Source organism: Streptomyces sp. 5-10 (assembly GCF_014712245.1).
Classification (GTDB): domain Bacteria; phylum Actinomycetota; class Actinomycetes; order Streptomycetales; family Streptomycetaceae; genus Streptomyces; species Streptomyces violaceusniger.
On the sequence record NZ_JACVYG010000054.1, the window covers coordinates 46,714 to 66,561 of the forward strand.

At 72.5% G+C, this 19,848-nt stretch carries 7 protein-coding genes; 5 read left to right on the top strand and 2 right to left on the bottom strand.

The annotated features are described in order from the left end of the window. The first annotated feature begins 161 nt into the window (after positions 1-161). Complete coding sequence (locus IEJ02_RS39075; protein ID WP_191069127.1) at positions 162-11,879, top strand: non-ribosomal peptide synthetase; 11,718 nt, start codon at positions 162-164, stop codon at positions 11,877-11,879. A gap of 16 nt (positions 11,880-11,895) precedes the next feature. Then, positions 11,896-13,161: a cytochrome P450 gene (locus IEJ02_RS39080; protein WP_191069128.1), complete on the top strand. Its 1,266-nt coding sequence runs from the start codon at positions 11,896-11,898 to the stop codon at positions 13,159-13,161. Between the two features lie 127 nt (positions 13,162-13,288). Here IEJ02_RS39080 and IEJ02_RS39085 read toward each other — a convergent pair whose 3' ends face one another. Beyond that, on the bottom strand, positions 13,289-13,903 hold the full coding sequence (locus tag IEJ02_RS39085) for a hypothetical protein (RefSeq protein WP_191069129.1): 615 nt from the start codon (positions 13,901-13,903) through the stop codon (positions 13,289-13,291). A 215-nt stretch (positions 13,904-14,118) separates the two neighbouring features. Beyond that, positions 14,119-15,342, bottom strand: coding sequence for a cytochrome P450 family protein (locus IEJ02_RS39090; protein ID WP_191069130.1), 1,224 nt, complete (start codon positions 15,340-15,342; stop codon positions 14,119-14,121). Positions 15,343-15,806: 464 nt separating this feature from the next. Between IEJ02_RS39090 and IEJ02_RS39095 the strand changes: the two genes are divergently transcribed. The 3 genes from IEJ02_RS39095 to IEJ02_RS39105 form a co-directional block, all read left to right on the top strand. Beyond that, entirely contained in the window at positions 15,807-17,345 is a 1,539-nt protein-coding gene (locus tag IEJ02_RS39095) for an FAD/NAD(P)-binding protein (RefSeq protein WP_191069131.1), read from the top strand. Positions 17,346-17,385: 40 nt separating this feature from the next. Further along, complete coding sequence (locus tag IEJ02_RS39100; protein WP_191069132.1) at positions 17,386-18,198, top strand: class II aldolase/adducin family protein; 813 nt, start codon at positions 17,386-17,388, stop codon at positions 18,196-18,198. Positions 18,199-18,348: 150 nt separating this feature from the next. Then, on the top strand, positions 18,349-19,848 hold a 1,500-nt coding region (locus tag IEJ02_RS39105; protein WP_223865184.1), incomplete at its 3' end, for a condensation domain-containing protein.

Here is a 19,848-nt window from a genome sequence, read left to right on the forward strand (position 1 = left end):
CGGGCCGCGGCGCCGCTACCGTCGGACCGGCGGGGCTCACCCCGACAGGGGGATCGGCCCCGCCGAGGCCGACGACGCGGGTCAGGCGTATCGCTGCCGCCCATCAGCCCGCCGGATCCCATGACACACCGCCTCACGAAGACGCCCAGGGAGCCTGTGCAGTGAAGCAGACACGTATCGAGGACCTTCTGCCTTTGTCGCCGCTCCAGGAAGGGCTGCTCTTCCACGCGCAGTACTCCGAGGACGCGCTCGACGTCTACACGGTGCAACTGGCCGTCAGGGCCGAGGGCCCGGTGGACGCCCCCGCGGTGCGCCGGGCGGCGGCCGCGCTGATGCGCAGGCACGCGAGCCTGCGGGCGGTGTTCCGGCGCCGCAAGACCGGTGACCCGATGCAGGTGATCCTCCGGGACGTCGAACTCCCGGTGACCGAGCTGGACTTCACGGACAGCCCGCAGGACGAACAGCGGGCGAGGGTCCGGGCGTTCGCCGACGAGGACCGCGCGCGCCGCTTCGACCTGGAGCGGCCGCCGCTGCTGCGGGTCACCATGATCAAGGTCGCCGCCGACGCCTTCTGGCTGGTGCTCACCGCGCACCACATCCTGCTGGACGGCTGGTCCGCGCCGCTGGTCATGCGGGAGCTGTTCCAGCACTACCGGGCGGGAGGCGAGGACACCTCCCTGCCGCCGGTCACCCCGTACCGCACCTATCTCTCCTGGCTGGCCGGGCAGGACGAGGAGGCGGCGAAGCGGGCCTGGCGGGAGGCGCTCGAAGGCGTCGACTCGCCGACGCTGCTGGTGCCCGACGCGGGCCCCGGCGCGGCGGTGCTGCCCGAGGACCTGGTCGCCGAGGTGCCCGCGGACCGCACCGCCCGCCTCGGCGAGCTGGCCCGCTCGGCCGGTGTCACCCTGAACACGCTGGTGCAGAGCGCCTGGGGGGTGCTGCTGGGCCGGCTGACCGGCCGCGGCGATGTGGTGTTCGGCGCCACCGTGTCGGGGCGCCCGGCGGACATCCCGGGGGTGGAGTCCATGGTCGGGCTCTTCATCAACACCCTGCCGGTCCGCGTCCAGGTGGACCACGGCGGCTCCTGGACCCAGCTGCTGACGGCGGTGCAGCGGCAGCAGGCCGCGTTGCTGGACCACCACCACCTGCCGCTGTCCGCCGTGCGGGAGGCCACCTCGGTCACCGGCGAACTCTTCGACACGCTGGTGGTCTTCGAAAACTACCCGCTGGACTCCGAGGGCCTGGCCGAACGGACCGAGGGTGCCCGGATAACCGACCTCACCGGCCAGGACGCGACCCACTACGCGCTCACCCTCTTCCCCACCCCCGGCCCGACCCTGCGGCTGCGCCTGGGATACCGGCCCGACCTGTACGAGCGCGAGCGGGCGCAGGCGCTGCTGGACGCCTTCTGCCGGGTTCTGGAGCAGATCGAGGCGGACCCGTCCGCGCCGGTCGGCCGCACCGAGGTGCTGGCGCCCGGGGAGCTGCGCACCGTCCTGCGGGACTGGAACGAGCCGGACGGCGGGGCGCCCGGGGCGTCCGTACCGGAGCTGTTCGAGGCAGCGGTGGCCGCCGACCCGGCCGCGGTGGCGCTGATCGCGGGCGGCACCGAGCTGACCTACGGCGACCTGGACGCCCGCGCCAACCGGCTCGCCAGGCTGCTGACCGGCCTGGGCGTCGGCCCCGAGGTGCGGGTGGCGGTGGCGTTGCCGCGCGGGGCGGACCTGGTGGCCACCCTGCTCGCGGTGATGAAGGCCGGCGGCGCGTACATCCCGCTCGACCCGGAGTACCCGGCGGAGCGCGTCGCGTACATCGTGGCCGACGCCGCGCCCGCGGTGGTGGTGACCGACTCCTCGGTCACCTCGGTGCCCGTGGCCGACGGCGTCGAGCGGGTGCTGCTGGACGACCCGGCCGTACGCTCCCGGCTCGCCGCCCTGTCCGGCGAGGCGCTGGAGCTCGCCACGCCGGCGGGGGCGCGTCCGGCCTACGCCATCTACACCTCCGGATCGACGGGGAAGCCCAAGGGCGTCGTCGTCACCCGCGACAACCTCACCAACTTCGTCCAGGACATGCGCGACCGGTTCGCGCTGGGCCCCGGCGACCGGCTGGCCGCCGTCACCACCATCGCCTTCGACATCGCGGGCCTGGAACTGTACGTGCCGCTGGTCTGCGGTGCCGGGGTCGTGCTGGCCACCCGGGACGAGGTGATCGACGTACCCCGGCTGGCCGCGCTGCTGAAGGCCACCGGCGCGTCCGTGATGCAGGCCACCCCCACCCTGTGGCAGGCCCTGGTGGCGCAGCACCCGGAGGCGCTGACCGGGCTGAGGGTGCTGGCCGGCGGTGAGGCGCTGCCCGCCGCGCTGGCGTCCCGGCTGTGCGAGCTGGCGCCCGAGGTGACCAACCTGTACGGCCCCACCGAGACCACCGTGTGGTCGACGGCGGCCCGGCTCACCGAGGTCTCCGGCCCCCCGGCCATCGGCAGGCCCATCGCGAGCACCCAGGTCTACATCCTGGACGCCGGGCTGTCCCCGGCCCCGCCCGGGGTCCTCGGCGACCTCTACATCGCCGGACGGGGCGTGGCGCGCGGCTACTCCGGCCGCCCGGACCTGACCGCCGAGCGGTTCGTCGCCTGCCCGTTCGGCGCGCCGGGCACCCGGATGTACCGGACCGGCGACATGGCCCGGTGGACGGCCGACGGAGAGCTGGAGTTCGCCGGCCGCACCGACGACCAGGTCAAGGTGCGCGGGTTCCGGATCGAACTGGGCGAGATCGAGACCGTGCTCGGCGAGCTGCCCGGGGTCGCCCAGGCGGCCGTGGCCGCACGCGAGGACGGCTCGGGCGAGCAGCGGCTGGTGGCCTACGTGGTCGCCGCCCCGGGCGCGACGGTGCCGGTGCCCGCGCTGCGGCAGGGGATCGGCGCGCGGCTGCCGGAGTACATGATGCCGTCGGCGTTCATGGTGCTCGACGAGATGCCGCTGACGCCCAACGGGAAGACCGACCGCAAGGCGCTGCCCGCGCCCGACTTCGCCGCCCTGTCCACGAGCGTGGCCCCGCGCACCCCGCAGGAGGAGATCCTCTGCGGCCTGTTCATGGAGGCACTCGGCCTGGACTCGGTCGGCATCCACGACGACTTCTTCGAGCTGGGCGGCCACTCGCTGCACGCCACCAGGCTGGTCAGCCGGGCCCGGACCGCCTTCTCCGTGGAACTGCCGCTGCGCGCGCTGTGGGAGGCGCCCACGGTGGCGCGCCTGGCGGAACGGCTCCGTGACGCCGACACCGCGCGGCCGCCGGTGGTCCCGGTGGAGCGCCCCGAGCGGATCCCGCTGTCCTACGCCCAGCGCAGGCTGTGGTTCCTCAACCGGTTCGAGAACGGCGCCGCGGCCCACAACATCAGCCTCGGCCTGCGGCTGAAGGGCACGCTGGATCAGGAGGCGCTGGCGGCGGCCGTCCGGGACATCACGGCCCGGCACGAGACGCTGCGCACGATCTTCCCGGAGACCGACGGCTCCGCGCGGCAGCTGATCCTCCCCGCGGACCGGTGCCCGGCCGAACTGGTCGTCACCACCGTCGACGAGCGGACGCTGGACGCGGCCATCGCCGAGCAGGCGGCGCGCGACTTCGACCTGGCGACCGAGACCCCGATACGGGTGACGCTGTTCCGGGTGGCCCCGGACCACCACGTCCTGCTGATCATCATTCACCACATCGCGGGCGACGGCTGGTCGGTCGGCCCCTTCGCCGCCGACCTCACCTCGGCCTATCTGGCGAGGGCGGCCGGCCGGGCCCCGGACTGGGAGCCGCTGCCGGTCCAGTACGCCGACTACACGATGTGGAACTACTCGGTCCTCGGCGCGGAGAGCGACCCGGAGAGCCTGGTCAGCAAGCAGCTCGACTTCTGGCGGCAGCGGCTGGAGGGCAGCCCCGACGTCCTCGCGCTGCCCACCGACCGTCCCCGGCCGCCGGAGGCCGACTACACGGCCGAGACGGTCGAGCGGCAGATCTCACCGGAACTGCACCGCGCGCTGGCCCGCGTCGCCCGCACGACCGGGACCAGCCTCTTCATGGTGCTGCAGGCCGGTCTGGCCTCGCTCCTCTCCGCCCATGGCGCGGGCACCGACATCCCCATGGGCTCGCCGATCGCCGGGCGCAACGACAAGGCGCTGGAGGGGATGATCGGCTTCTTCGTCAACACGCTGGTGCTGCGCACCGACACCTCCGGCGATCCCACGTTCCGCGAACTGCTGGACCGGGTCCGCGAGTACGACCTGGCCGCGTACGCCCACCAGGAGGTGCCCTTCGAGCGCCTGGTCGAGCTCCTCAACCCCGAGCGCTCGCTGGCCTGGCACCCCCTGTTCCAGATCTGGCTGAACGTCCAGAACCTGGAGACCACCACCACCTCGCCGGTCGGCCTCCCCGGGGTCGACGCCGTCGCGTACCCGGTGCCGGTCAACGCGACCCAGTTCGACCTGGCCTTCACCTTCAACGAGAGCACCGGGCCGGGCGGTGCCCCGGCCGGCCTCCAGGCGCTGATCGACTTCCGGCTCGACCTCTTCGACCGGGAGACGGTCGTGGCCCTGTTCGAGCGCCTGGTGCGGCTTCTGGAGCGGGTCGCCGAGGATCCGGACCTGCGCGTGTGCGACATCTCCCCGCTCACCGAGGAGGAGCAGGCCCAACTCGCCGCCGCGAACGACACCGCGCGCGACCTCCCCCCGGCGACCTTCCCCGCGCTGTTCGCCCGCCGTGTCGCCGAGGCGCCCGACGACCCCGCGGTGGCCTTCGAGGGCCGCGAGGTCTCCTTCGCCGAACTGGACCGCAGGGCGAACCGGCTCGCGCATGTGCTGCGCGCCGAGGGCGCGGCCCCCGAGCGGTTCGTCGCCCTGGCGCTCCCCCGGTCCCCCGACTGGCCGGCCGCGGTCCTGGCCGTGCACAAGGCGGGCGCGGCCTATGTGCCGCTCGACCCGGCGTACCCCGCCGAGCGCCTCGCCTACATGCTCTCCGACGCCCGGCCCGGCGTGGTCGTCACCACCCGGGCGATCGCCGCGACCCTGCCCCCCATGGGCGACGCCACGGTCCTGCTCCTCGACGAGGAGGCCACCGCGGCCAGGATCGCCACGGCGCCGGACACCGCGCCGGAGGTCCGGCTGTCGGTGGACCACCCGGCCTATCTGATCTACACCTCCGGCTCCACCGGCCGGCCCAAGGGCGTGGTGGTTCCGCACACCGGCTTCGCCAGTCTGCTCACCGGCTATGTGGAGGCGCTCGGGCTCGGTCCGGGCAGCCGCGTCCTGCAGTTCGCCTCGCCGAGCTTCGACGCCGCCTTCGCCGAGCTGTGCAAGGCGCTCCTCTCCGGCTCCACGCTGGTGATGGCGCCGCCCGAGCGCCTGGACCCCGGCGCCCCGCTGGCCGGGTTGCTCGCCGAGCAGCGGGTCACCCAGGCGACCATCCCTCCGGCCGCGCTCGGTGTGATGGCGGACGGCGAGGTGCCCGCGAGCGTCACCCTGCTGGTGGCGGGGGAGGCGACCCCGCCGGAGCTGGCCGGCCGCTGGTCGGCGGGCAGGCGGATGGTGAACGCGTACGGCCCGACCGAGGCGACGGTGTGCGCCACCATCAGCGCGCCGCTGTCCGGCGTGGCCGAGCCGCCGCTGGGCACACCGATCCCCAACGCCCGGGTGCATGTGCTCGACGCGGCGCTGCGGCCGGTGGCCCCCGGTGTGGTCGGCGAGCTGTACCTCTCGGGCCCCGGGCTCGCCCGCGGCTACCTGAACCGGCCCGGTGCGAGCGCGGAGCGCTTCGTGGCCGATCCGTTCGGCCCGCCCGGCAGCCGGATGTACCGCACGGGTGACCTGGCCAGGTGGACCCGCGACGGCGTGCTGAGGTTCGTCGGCCGCGCCGATGAGCAGGTCAAGCTGCACGGCTTCCGGATCGAGCTCGGCGAGGTCCGCTCGGTGCTGCTGCGTCAGCCCTCGGTCCGTCAGGCCGAGGTGATGGTGCGCGAGGACCGCCCCGGTGAGCCGCGGCTGGTGGCCTACGCGGTGGCCGATGCCGCGGCCGGGCCGCTCGCGGGAGCCGACCTGCGCACGCGAATGGCCGCGGAGCTGCCCGAGTACATGGTGCCCGCCGCGGTGGTGCCGCTGGACTCGCTGCCGGTGACCCCGAACGGCAAGGTCGACCGCAAAGCGCTGCCCGCGCCGGAGTACACCACGGCCACCGGCGCCGCGGACGGACCGCGCACCCCCCATGAAGAGCTGTTGTGCGCGCTGTTCGCCGAGGTCCTCGGGCTGGAGAGGGTCGGCATCCACGACAGCTTCTTCGACACCGGCGGGGACAGCATCATGTCCATCCAGCTGGTCCGCCGGGCCCGCGACGCGGGCATCAAGCTGACCCCGCGGGATGTGTTCGAGCACAAGACGGTGGCGGGTCTCGCCAAGGCCACAGCCGTCGAGGAGGCTCCCGCTGACGCCGTCGCGGCCGAGCCCGTGGCGGCCGCCGCCGGGGTCGGCGACGTACCGCTGACGCCGATCATCCACTGGATGCGCGAGCGGGGCGGCCGTCCCGACCGCTTCAGCCAGACCAACATGATCGTGGTCCCCGCAGACCTCGGCGAGCAGGGCCTGCGGTCCGCGCTGCAGACGGTCCTCGACCACCACGACGCGCTCCGGATGCGGCTGCGCCGCACCGGTGGCGTGGTGTGGAGCCTGGAGGTGCCCGAGCGCGGCGCGGTCCGGGCGGCGGACTGCCTGCGCCGGGTCGATCTGACCGGACTGGACGCCGAGCGGGCCAGGGCCCGGATGGCGGAGGAGACCAAGGGCGCCTGGGACCGGCTCGACCCCGAGGCGGGGCTGATGCTCCAGGCCGTCTGGTTCGACGCGGGCCCGGACGTCTCCGGCAGGCTGCTGCTCACCATCCACCACCTGGCGGTCGACGGTGTGTCCTGGCGCATCCTGCTGCCTGACCTGACCCGGGCCTGGTCCGCACAGGCGGGCGGCGACACCGCCGGTCTCGATGCCGTCGGCACCTCGTTCCGGGAGTGGGCACAGCTGCTGTCCGACGCCGCTCAGCGGCCGGAGCGCATCGAGGAACTGCGGTTCTGGCTGGACACCCTCGCCGAGCCGGATCCGGCGCTGGCCGGGCGGCCGCTGGACCCCCGGCGGGACATCACCGCGACGACGAAGCGGCTGATGCTCACGCTGCCCACCGAGCAGACCTCGGCCCTGCTCACCACGGTGCCCGCCGCGTTCCACGCCCGGATGAACGACGTCCTGCTGAGCGCGTTCTCGGTCGCCGTCGCCCAGTGGCGCGCGCGGCGCGGCCACCAACCCGGCCATGTCCTGGTCAACCTGGAGGGCCACGGCCGGGAGGAGCTCGACGAGGGCATCGACCTGTCCCGGACCGTCGGATGGTTCACCAGCCTGTTCCCGGTACGGCTCGACCCCGGCGCGCACGACTGGGACGAGTTCCGGGCGGGCGGCCCGGTGACCGGCCGGGTGCTCAAGCGGGTCAAGGAGCAACTGCGCGCCCTGCCGGACAACGGGATCGGTTACGGCCTGCTGCGGTACCTCAACCCGCAGACCGCTCCGGTGCTCTCGCGGCTGCCCGAACCCCAGATCAGCTTCAACTACCTGGGTCGTTTCCCCGGTGCCGTCGCGACGCCGGAGGCCACCCTGGCCGACTGGGGGCCGGCACCGGAGGGCTTCGACCTCGACGGCGGCAGCGACCCCGACCGCCCGCTCGCGCACGCCGTCGACATCAACGCGATGACCCAGGACCTGCCGGACGGCCCGCATCTGGTCGCCGATGTGTCATGGGCGGGGGAGCTGCTGAGCGAGGAGGACGTCCGCGAACTGGGCGAGAACTGGCTGACCGCGCTCACCGCCCTGGTCAGGCATGCCGAGCGGCCGGAGGCGGGCGGCTACAGCCCCTCCGACCTGACACTCGTCCCGCTGACCCAGGAGGAGATCGACGCGGTCGAGTCCGCGGGGGAGGAGCGGCTGGAGGACGTCCTGCCGCTCACGCCGATGCAGGAAGGCCTGCTCTTCCACGCCCAGTTCGACGAGGACGAGCCCGACCTCTACACCGTGCAGCTCGGCATCGACCTCGCGGGCCCCCTGGACGCGGACCGGCTGCGCGGCGCGGCGAGGGCGCTGCTGCGGCGCCACGCCAACCTGCGCGCCGGCTTCCGCCAGCAGGGGCTGAGCCGCCCCGTACAGGTGGTGATCGGGGACCTCGAACTGCCGTGGACCGAGGTGGACTTCACCCCTCTGCCGGAGGCGGAGCGGGCCGCCCGGCTGGACGCGCTGATGGACGAGGACCGGGTGCGCCGGTTCGACCCGGAGCGGCCGCCGCTGCTGCGCTTCACCCTGATCCACATGGGCGAGGGACTGGCCCGGTTCCTGATGACCAACCACCATCTGCTGCTCGACGGCTGGTCGGGCCCGCTGCTGATGCGTGAGCTGTTCGCGCTGTACGAGGCGGACGGCGACGAGTCGGCACTGCCGGAGGTCACCCCGTACCGCGACTATCTGGCGTGGCTCGGGCAGCAGGACAAGCAGGCGGCACACGCGGCATGGCGCGAGGTGCTCTCCGGAGTGGACGACGCGACCCTGATCGCGCCCGACAGCGGCGGCAAGCCCGCCGCGGTCCCCGGCGATGTGCTCGTGGAACTCCCCGAGGCCACCACCACGCGACTGACCGCGCTGGCCCGACGCCACGAGGTGACCCTGAACACGGTCGTCCAGGCGGCGTGGAGCGTGGTGCTGGCCGGGCTGACCGGCCGGACCGATGTGGTGTTCGGCGCGACCGTCTCCGGCCGCCCAGCCGACCTCCCGGGCGTGGAGACCATGGTGGGCCTGTTCATCAACACCGTCCCGGTACGCGCCCGGTTCGGGGCCGGCGACACCTGGGCGACCCTGCTGGAGCGGCTGCGGCGCCAGCAGACGGCTGTGATGGACCACCACTATCTGGGCCTCCAGGACGTGCTGCGCCTGGTGGAGCCGGACACGCTGTTCGACACCATCGTGGTGACCGAGAACTATCCGCTGGAAGGCGACGGGATGCCCGCCGTCGAGGACGGCCTGCGCATCATCGGCGCCTATGGCTCGGACGCCAACCACTACCCGATCAGCCTGGTGGCGATGCCGGGACGTGCCCTGCGGCTGCGCTTGGGCTACCGGCCGGACATGGTGGGCCGCGACGCCGTCGAGGCCATCGGCGGCAGGCTGGTGCGGGCGTTCGACGCCATGATCGGCGCGCCGGAGCAGCCGGTGCTCCGCGTCGATCTGCTGGCCGCCGACGAACGCCGCACCCTGCTGGAGGAGTTCAACGCCACGGCGCGACCCGCGCCCGCCGCCCTGGTGCCCGAGCGCTTCCGGGCCCAGGTCGAGCGCACCCCGGACGCCGCCGCGCTGTTGCTCGCGGACGGCACCGCGCTCAGCTACGCCGAGCTGAACGCGGCCGCCGATCGGCTGGCCGCCGAGCTGATCGCGGCCGGGGTCGGCCCCGAGCGGCTGGTGGCGCTCGCCCTGCCGCGCTCTGCGGAGCTGGTGATCGCCGCGCTCGCGGTGCTCATCTCGGGCGGCGGCTATCTGCCCGTGGACCCGGGCGACCCGGGCGACCGGCTGCGCCACGTCCTCACCGACGCGGCTCCGGTGCTGGTGCTGACCCGTTCGGACATCGCGCCCGGCCTGCCCGAGACGGCGGCACCGGTGCGGCTGCTGGACGAGCCGTCGGCCGAGCCCGCCCCCGCCGTAGCCGGTGGCCACCGGTGGCATGCGCAGAGCCCCGCGTATGTGATCTACACCTCGGGCTCTACCGGGCGGCCCAAGGGTGTCGTGGTCGAACACCGCTCGTTCGCGCAGTACCTCGACTACGCCGCCGAGGCCTACCCCTCGCTGGGAGAGCGGGCCCTGCTGCACTCGCCGGTCTCCTTCGACATGGCGGTCACCTCGCTGTTCGGACCGCTGACCACCGGCGGCTGTGTCCATGTGGCGGAGCTGGAGCAGCCCGCACAGGGGCGGGTCCGGCCGGCGTTCTGCAAGGTCACCCCGTCGCATCTGCCGCTGCTGACCGGTGCCGACCCCGAGTGCTCCCCGACCCGCGAGCTGGTGGTCGGGGGCGAGCAGCTGCTGGGCGAGACGCTGGAGCTGTGGCGCGCCGCGCACCGGGACGTGGCCGTGGTCAACGAGTACGGGCCGACCGAGGCCACCGTGGGCTGTGCCGTGCTGCGACTGGAACCGGGTGAGGAGACGCCGTCGGGCGCGGTGCCGATCGGCCGGCCGACGCCCAACACCCGGCTGTACGTACTGGACGCCGGGCTGCGGCCCGCGCCGCGCGGCGCCGTCGGCGAGTTGTACATCGGCGGCGAGCAACTGGCCCGCGGCTACCTGGGGCGGCCCGGCCTCACCGCCTCCCGGTTCGTGGCCGATCCGTTCGGCGCGCCGGGCGGTCGCCTGTACCGCACGGGCGACCTGGCGCGCTGGAACGACGACGGGCAGTTGGAGTACCTGGGGCGGATGGACGACCAGGTCAAGGTCCGCGGCTACCGCGTCGAACTCGGCGAGATCGAGGCCGCCTTGACCCAGGACCCCGCGGTGGGCCAGGCGACCGTGGTCCTGCGCACGGACGATGGGCCGGGCAGGCGGCTGGTCGCCTACCTGGCGCCGGTGGCGGGCGCCGGGCTGGACGTCGGGGCCGTGCGCGAACGGCTGTCCGCCGCGGTGCCCGACTACATGGTCCCGTCCGCGTTCGTGGTGGTGGACCAGATGCCGCGATCCGCCAGCGGCAAGGTGGACCGCAAGGCGCTGCCCGCACCCGACTACAACCCGCGGGAGTGGAGCGGTCCGCGCACCCCCCAGGAGGAGATCCTGTGCGGGCTGTTCCGCGAGGCGCTGGGGCTGGACGTGGTGGGCGTCCACGACAGCTTCTTCGATCTCGGCGGCGACAGCATCATGTCGATGGGTCTGGTCAACCGGATCCGGTCGGCGTTCGGCGTCAAGCTCGGCATGCGTACGGTGCTGACCGCGCCCACCGTGGCCGAGCTGGCCGGGAGGCTCAGCGGCGACACCGGACAGGACTCGCTCGAGGTGCTGCTCCCGCTGCGTGACCACGGCAGCCGCACCCCGCTGTTCTGTGTGCACCCGGCGGGCGGGCTGAGCTGGAGCTATTCGGCGCTGCTGCGGAGCGTGGACGCCGAGCACCCGGTCTACGGGCTGCAGTGCCGGGGGCTCACCGGCGAGGGGGAGGCGCTCCCCGGGACCTTGGAAGAGATGGCGGCCGACTACGTCGCGCAGATCCGCCGGGTCCAGCCCACCGGACCGTACGCCCTGCTCGGCTGGTCGCTCGGCGGCACGGTCATCCACGCGATGGCGACGCTGCTGCAGGCCGAGGGCGAGGAGGTGGCGCTGCTGGTCAACCTGGACGAGTACCCGCTCGACCGCTCCGAGCCGCTGCCGGACCGGCTGCCGGACGAACAGGACGCGCTGCGGGTGCTGCTGGACTTCGTGGGCTACGACGTGGACGCCCTCGGCGACGCGCCGCTGGCGCACGAGACGGTGGTGGCCCTGCTGCGGGAGCGGCAGTCCGTGCTGGCCAGCCTGGACGAGGACAACGTCGCCGCCCTGGCCCGGGCCTTCGCCAACAACCGTCGGCTGTTCATGGCCTATGAACCGGCCCGGTACCGGGGCGACCTGCTGGTGCTGGTGGCCGAGGAGGACGCGTCGGTGCCCGCGGCGGCCCTGGCCGAGCGTGCCGAGCGGTGGCGACCGTATGTCGACGGGCGGATCGAGTACCGGCGGATCCCTCACGCCCACCCGTATCTGATGCGTCCCGAACCGGCCGCCGAGATCGGCCGCGTACTCAACGAGAAGCTCCGGGAACTCAAGTGACCCGATTGGTGGAGAGATGAGCGTGCAGACAGCGATGAGCCGGAACGAGGTCCCGGAGGAGATCTCGGCGGTCAACCTGGTGGACCCCAAGACCTACCTCGAGCACGACATGGACGCGTACTGGCGCCGGCTGCGCGCCGACCACCCGATGTACTGGCATCGGCCGGTCGACGGCAAGCCCGGCTTCTGGGTGGCCAGCCGCTACGCCGACGTGATGGCGCTCTACCGGGACAACCAGCGGCTCACCTCGGAGAAGGGCAACGTCCTGGTGACGCTGCTCGCGGGCGGCGACTCGGCCGCCGGCCAGATGCTGGCGGTGACCGACGGGCAGCGCCACAAGGACCTGCGCAATGTGATGCTCAAGGCGTTCTCGCCGCGTGCCCTCGCCAAGGTCGCGGCGCTGGTCCGGGTCAACGCGCGCCGGATGATCGCGGAGGCCGTCCGGCGCGGCGAGGGGGACTTCGCGGCCGAGGTCGCCTCGGTGATCCCGCTGACCACCGTGGGCGGCCTGCTCGGAGTGCCGGTCAAGGACCATTCCTATCTGCTGAGTCTCACCAAGTCCTCGCTCAGCTCGGACGAGGCGGACCAGGCCCCGGAGGAGGCGTTCCTGGCGCGTAACGAGATCCTGCTGTACTTCAGCGACCTGGTCGCCGAGCGGCGCGCCGATCCGCAGGACGATGTGATCAGCACGCTCACCGCCAGTGAGATCAACGGTGTGCCGCTGACCGATCAGGACATCGTCTTCAACTGCTACAGCCTGATCCTCGGCGGCGACGAGACCAGTCGGCTCACCATGGTCGACGCCCTCTACACGCTGAGCCGCGAGCCCGAGCAGTGGCGACGGCTCAAGGAGGGGTCGGTCACGCTGGAGTCGGCCAGTGAGGAGTTCCTGCGCTGGGCGACGCCCGCGATGAACTTCGGCCGCCGTGCCCTGGTCGACCTCGAGGTCGCCGGTCAGGTCGTCAAGGCCGGTGATGTGGTCACCCTGTGGAACACCTCGGCCAACCGGGACGAGTCGGTCTTCGACAACCCCTACGTCCTGGATCTCGGCCGCTCCCCGAACAAGCACATCACCTTCGGCTACGGCCCGCACTTCTGCCTCGGCGCCTATCTGGCCCGGGTCGAGGTGAAGGAGGCGCTCGACGCGCTGCGGACGTTCAGCAACGGTGTCGAGCTCACCGGTGAGCCGCGCCGGATCCACTCCAACCTGATGACCGGGATGTCGACCCTGCCGGTGAGGTTCCTGCCGGACGAGGCGGGGCTGGCCACCGCCGACGGCTGACCGGTCCCGGCACCGCATCCGGACGAACGGCCGCCCGGCGCCCCTCTCGTGGGGCGCCGGGCGGCCTTGTCGCTCGTCGTCGGGCGGTGGTCTCGTGGCTCACCGGGCCCATCAGCCCGTCAGCCCGTCAGCCCGTCAGCGCGGCCCCGGTCTGCCGGGAATCGACGGCCGGGGGCGGGGTGGGGCGCCGCCGTCGGTAGTAGTGCACGGTCAGGACGGCGAGCAGCGGTCCCCAGGCGGCCAGCGGCGCATACGCGATCCAGAAGGCCACGGACTGCCAGCCGTGGATGGCCAGCCCGACCGGCTCCCCGGTGATCTTCATGCCGAAGGCGACCATGAGCAGCGCGTAGGGGAAGATCAGCAGCGCCAGCGAACCGAGACCGGCCGGGATGACGGCCGCCAGGACCGGCACCCGGCGCCCGCGCAGCCCCGGCATCCAGTTCGGCCACACCTCGCCCCACCGGGCGACCAGCCCGAACGACAGGAACGCCAGCGCTTCGCTGAAGACGCTGAGTCCGATGACGTACCACCAGCCGCCGTCGAAGACATGCGGGGCTTCCGGGGAGCCGGCGGCTGATGAGTTGTGCTCCAGCAGCGGCGCGCCCAGGTTGATGCCCGCGATCCGCCAGATGCAGGAGGGCAGCGTGGTCAGGGTGATGGCGTAAGCGGTGCGCACCGCCCAGCGGGGCACGTCCGCCGCCACCTGGCCGTGCAGCTTCGTCAGGATGGTGCGGGCGGTCATGGGGCGTCCTCCTCGTCCGGATGCCGGGTCGGTGCGGAGGACCGAGTGTGTCCGCCGGCCCGGCCGGCGGTGCCTGCCTGTGGCTCTTCAAAGTTCGCAGCAACCGCTGCCTGGCACATCCACCGCAGGAAGGGCCCAACTCAGCCGCACGGGGGAGGCGGGCTGCGCCGCGCGCAGGAGGGGTACCCGGCCCGCGCTCCGCACGGGCGCCGGGATCAGCCGACCCGCAGCGGAAGCGCTTCGAGCAGTCGCGCGGGGAACACCTTGTGCTGCAGCTCCTCCGCCGGCACCGCCAGCTCGATCCGCTCGTACCGGTCGAGCAGGGCCGTGAGGGCCGCCTCGGCCTGGATCTTGCCGAGCGAGGTGCCCAGGCAGTGGTGGATGCCGTGGCCGAAGCCGAGGTGACCGGCGGTGTCGCCGCGGACGTCGAAGACATCGGGATCGGCCCGGTAGGCCGGGTCCCGGTTGGCCGCGCCGGGCGAGACGACGACGAAGTCGTTCTCCGCGATCAGCGCGCCCCCGAGTTCGAAGGGCTCCGCGGCGACGGACGGCATGGCGATATGGACCGTCGTGTCGTACCGGGCGATCTCGTCCACGGCGGCGGGCACCAGGGAACGGTCCGCGCGCACCATCTCCAGCTGCTCGGGGTGGCGCACCAGCGCCGAGACGCCGTTGCCGATCAGATGGCTGGTCGGGCCGAAGCCCGCGCTCATGACCTGGAACACCATGGAGGCGAGCTCCGCCAGGGTGAGCCGGTCCTCCAGATCATGGGCCCTGACCAGCTCGGTGAGCAGATCGTCCGCCGGTTCGGTGCGGCGCAGCTCCACCCAGGTCAGCACCAGCTCCGCCAGGTCCTCCCCGACCTGCCGCATCTCCTCGGGCCCCACGAAGTTCAGCGCGTTGCACAGTTCCTTGAACCGTGGCTGCGCCGCCGCGGGGACGCCCAGCAGCTCGCCGAGCACGGTGACCGGCAGCGGGTACGCCAGGGTCTCCAGCAGGTCCAGCTCGGTCTGCCCGGCGACCGCGTCGAGGAGTTCGTCGATCACCTGCTCGATCCGCGGCCGCAGGGCCTGGATCCGGCGCATGGTGAACGCCTTGCCGACGAGTGTGCGCAGCCGGGTGTGGTCCGGCGGATCCATCGTCAGCAGGTGGCTGGTGAGCACCTGCTCGCCGAAGGTCTTCTCCTCCGGCACCGGCAGGTGCTCGACACCGGCGGTCGCCGCGGCGGCCCGCGCCATCCGGCCCTGGTCCTTCACCAGGCGCGGATCGGACAGCGCCGCCCGCGCCGCGGTGTACCCGACGACCAGCCACACCGGTGTCGGGCCCAGGCCGACCCGGACCACCGGGCCCCGCTCGCGCAGCCGTGCGTAGAACGGATACGGGTCGCGGTAGAACTCCGGCCCGAGTTCCTCCAGCACTTCAACAGTGGATTGCGTCATCTCATGCCTTTCTCATCCGGCTGTGACTCCGTTACGGAATATGTTCGCTGCTACGTTTATCAGCCGTCTCCGGAGCGCTCCACGGCACATCGAAATATTGACTCTTTGCTTTCCTTCGGAATTCATGATTCGGAGTGCGGTATTCGGAACGCGGGATTCGGAGCGCGGGATTCGGAGCGTCCGGCTCATATTGGTTATTCGAACAATTCGAATGTCGTCGGGTCGTTCATGGCAGCAAGCTGCCATCTCGGTGGTCCCTCTCCCGGGGTCTCGGAATACTCCTCGGAACCGATGGGTCTGAACTCCGCGTTCCGCGTGGCCGAGGCCGCGCCGGGCGCCGTCGAGAGCAGCGTTTTCATGGAATTCGGAATTCCTGTAACAGCTGAGGAAGGGCTTCAGTGGCCACTGACGGAAATATCAATGCAGTACCCCATGCCCTCCGGCGGATCGATGGTGGCTGAGAAATGTCGCATGGATTCTCGATCGGCGTCGTCGGGGGCGGCGCGGCGGCGGTCTGCCTGATCGACGCCCTGGCCCGGGCCCGGGGCGGGCCGGGAAGCATCACGGTGTTCGAGCCGTCGCCCCATCTGTGGCGCGGACGCGCGTACCAGGTCGACACCGAGACCCTCAAGGTGAACGCGGCACCGGACGACATGTCGGTACGCGCCGGTGACCCCGGCCATTTCGAACGGTGGCTGGACACCCGGGACCGCGTCGCCGGCGTCCGGCAGGGCATCGACACCCGGTCCGGCGTCCGCTTCGCGCCGCGCGCCGTTTACGGCGAGTACCTGGAGCAGAGCGCCTACACGGCACTCGCCGATCTGCGCCGCCAGGGCTGGCAGGTGAATCTCATCGGGGAGTCGGTCGAGGCCGGCAGCCGGACCGCCGACGGGGTGGAACTGCGCTCCGGCCAAGGGAGCGTCCGCTCGTTCGACTATGTGGTCCTCTGCGTCGGAGGCGACGGCCCCAAGGACGTCTACGGCCTTGCCACCGCGCCGGGTTTCGTGGCCGACCCCTATCCGATCCTGGGCGCGCTCCAGGAGATCGGGGACCAGGACCACATCACCGTCGTCGGCAGCGGTCTGACCGCCGTCGACATCGTCCTCTCGCTCGCCGTCCGGGGACACCGGGGCCGGATCGCCCTGGTCTCCCGGCGCGGTCTGCTCCCCGGAGTGCGGCAACGGCCGGTCCCGTTCACCCCGCGGCACTTCACCCGGGAGCGGATGCGGTCACTGGCCCGGCGCGGGCGCGAGCTCTCCCTCCGCGAACTCGGCGCGATCATGCGGGCGGAGTTCCGGGACGCCGGTGCCGACCTCGACGCGGTGGTCTCCGGCATCATGCCGGCCGACCGGGAGGACCCGGTGGACCGCCTGCGGCATGACCTCGCCGAGGTCGACTCGCCGCGGATGGGGCTGCGCATCCTGCGACATGCCGTACCGGAGGCCGGTCCGGACGTATGGCCCCTGCTGCGGGCGCGCGACAGGGCCCGGATACTGCGTGCCCACCACCGCACCGTCATGAGCCTGTGCTGTCCGATGCCGCCGGACAGCGCCGCCGGGCTGCTGGAGCTGTTCGCGGCGGGACAACTGGCGAATCACTCCGGGCTGCGGAGCATCACCCCGCGCCCCGGCGGGGGCTTCGACGTCGTCGCCGCGCCCGGTACCGGCTTCACCACCGACAAGGTGATCAGCGCGGTCAACGCGGCCCGGAGCAGGATCCCCACCGCCGCCCGGCCCCTGGTCTCGTCGCTGACGCGCGGCCGGGCCGCCAGCCGCCATCCGCACGGCGGACTGCACCTGGCCCGCGCCACCGGTCGGCTCACCGTCGGCGGCAGACCGGACCCACGGCTGTACGGACTCGGCGACATCGGGGCCGGAACGCTCTTCTTCACCTGGGGCATCCCGTCGCTGGTGGACCGGAGCACCGACATCGTCGCCGCGATCCTCGACCACGCCGAAGGGCTGACCGCCGACCGGTCCGAGGACGTCCTCGTCGCCACGTGAGATTTCCATCCCGTTTCATCCAGAGAGGAAACGCACCGTCATGACCACTACGGCCGCCGCACCGGATGCCGCATACCTGGCCGACACCGCCACCGGACTCCCCATCCCGGGCGAACCGGTCTTCACCAGCCCCGAGGAGGCCCGGCGCCACCGTAAGCAACGGCTCGCCGCGGCCCTGCGGCTGTTCGGCAAGTACGGCTTCGGCGAGGGCATCTCGGGCCATATCTCGGTCCGCGATCCCGAGTACCCCGACCAGTTCTGGGTCAACCCCTTCGGGCTCTCCTTCACACAGGTGAAGGTCGCCGACCTGATCTGTGTGGACTCCACCGGCCGGGTGGTCCAGGGCGGACATCGGGTCAACCCCAGCGCCTTCGTGATCCACTCCGCGATCCATGAGCGCCGGCCCGACGCCACGGCCGCGGCCCACGGCCACACGGCGCACTCCCGTGCCCTCGGCGCGCTCGGCAGGCTGCTGGACCCCATCGACCAGGAGTCCGCGGCGTTCTACGGGCGGCAGGTCCTCTATGACGAGTACCAGGGCCCCTCGGTCTCCCTGGAGCAGGGCCGTGACATCGCCGAGCGGCTCGGCGACAACCGCGCCATCCTGCTGCGCCACCACGGGCTGATCACGGTCGGCGGCTCGCTGGACGAGGCCGTGCACTGGTTCTTCACCTACGACAGCTGCGCCCAGGTGCAACTGCTGGCCCACGCGGCCGGTACCCCGAAGGCGTTCACCCATGAGCAGGCTCTGGCCGCCGCCGCGGGGTTCGGCGACGCCCAACTCGGCTGGTTCAGCTTCCAATTGCTGTGGAACGAGATCGTCGCCGAGCAGCCCGACCTGCTCGAGGAGTAGGTCCCCGAACCGGGTGGCACGGTCCGGGTCCTGGCGTACTCAATTCTTTGCAGTGTCGTTGTCGCACCTCACGGCCGTCGGAGAGGCTGCGATCCGTGAAGGCTGTTCAGCCGACGCTCTCCTTTCTCCCACCGACTGTGGAGTGAGTGCATGTCTGTCCCGCAGGGTGTTCGTTTCCGCTTGACCGACGGGCAGCGGGGAATCTGGTACGCCGTCCAGGGCAATCCGGCCAACCCGCTCTTCGGCCTGGCGGAGCGGGTGGACATCGACGGCCCGGTCGACACCGGGCTGTTCGAGGCCGCCCTTCGGCGGGTGGTGGACGAGACCGAGGCCCTGCGGGTGTGCTTCGGCGAGGACGCCGACGGTCCCTACCAGGTGGTGGCATCCCCGCTCGACTGGCCGTTCCATGTGGTGGACGTGTCCGGGGAGCACGATCCGGAGGCCGCCCTGCGGCAGTGGGTCTCGGCCGACCACGACCGGCCGGTCGACCTCACGAGCGGACCGCTGTTCACCTTCGCGCTGTTCAAGCTCGCCGACGACCGGTACGTGTGGTACCAGCGGCACCACCACATCGCGCTGGACGGTCAGAGCGTCGGCATGATCGCGCGTCGGGTCGCCGCGGTCTACACGGCGGCCTCGGCGGGCCGGCCCTGCCCGGAGGCCGACCACGGCGGCCTGCGGGACCTCATCGAGGCCGACGCCGCGTACCGCGGGTCCGAGGAGATCGCCCGCGACCGGCTGTTCTGGGCGGAGGAGTTGGCCGACCGCCCCGAGGCCCAGGGCCTCGGGGCACAGCCCACCCGCTATCCGGAGGCCCCGCTGCTGCGCGCCGTGGGCACGCTGGAGAAGGCGGCCGTCGAGTCGATCCGGTCGCTGGCCCGGGAGGCCGGGACGGCCTGGCCGACGGTGGCCGTCGCCGCCCAGGCGCTGTATGTGCACCGGATCACCGGCCGCACCGATGTGGTCCTCGCCCTCCCGGTCGCGGCCCGGCCGACCGGTGACGCCGCGAAGGTGCCCGGAATGGTGTCGAACCTCGTGCCGCTGCGGCTGTCCGTACGGCCCGGGGACACCGTTGCCGAGCTGCTGCGCCAGGTCTCCCGGCGGATGCGCGGCGCCCTGCGGCACCAACGCTACCGCTACGAGGAGCTGCGCCGCGATGTCGGCGCGCTGGCCGACGGTACGCGCCTGGTCGGTCCCCGCATCAACATCATCATGTTCGACTACGACCTGGACTTCGGCGGCCACCGGGGCGTGGTGCGGAACCTGACCATCGGTCACGACGACGACCTGACCGTCGTCATCGACAACCGGGCGGGGGACGGCGGGCTCCGGGTGGAGTTCAACGCCAGCCCCGAGCTGTACTCCGCCTCCGATGTGGAGCACCACTGCGAGCGGCTGACCGGGCTGCTCCGCGCCCTGGGCGCCGGCGCGCCGGACCGGCCTCTCGGGCTGCTGGACATCGCCACCGAGGCCGAGCGTCGGCGGGTGCTGGTGGAGTGGAACGGGGACGCGGCCGTTGAGGTCATGGTCACGCTTCCGGAGGTGTTCGAGGCGCGGGTGCGGGAGTGCCCCGAGGCGCGGGCGGTGTCGCTGGGCGCGGACGGGCTGACTTACGGGGAGCTGAACGAGCGGGCGAACCGGTTGGCGCGG

What these genes read in the sequence shown, in the direction of transcription:
- IEJ02_RS39085 (WP_191069129.1), bottom strand. Translation starts at nt 13,903, where the DNA reads ATGACCGCCCGCACCATCCTGACGAAGCTGCACGGCCAGGTGGCGGCG.
- IEJ02_RS39080 (WP_191069128.1), top strand. Translation starts at nt 11,896, where the DNA reads ATGAGCGTGCAGACAGCGATGAGCCGGAACGAGGTCCCGGAGGAGATC.
- IEJ02_RS39095 (WP_191069131.1), top strand. Translation starts at nt 15,807, where the DNA reads ATGTCGCATGGATTCTCGATCGGCGTCGTCGGGGGCGGCGCGGCGGCG.
- IEJ02_RS39090 (WP_191069130.1), bottom strand. Translation starts at nt 15,342, where the DNA reads ATGACGCAATCCACTGTTGAAGTGCTGGAGGAACTCGGGCCGGAGTTC.
- IEJ02_RS39100 (WP_191069132.1), top strand. Translation starts at nt 17,386, where the DNA reads ATGACCACTACGGCCGCCGCACCGGATGCCGCATACCTGGCCGACACC.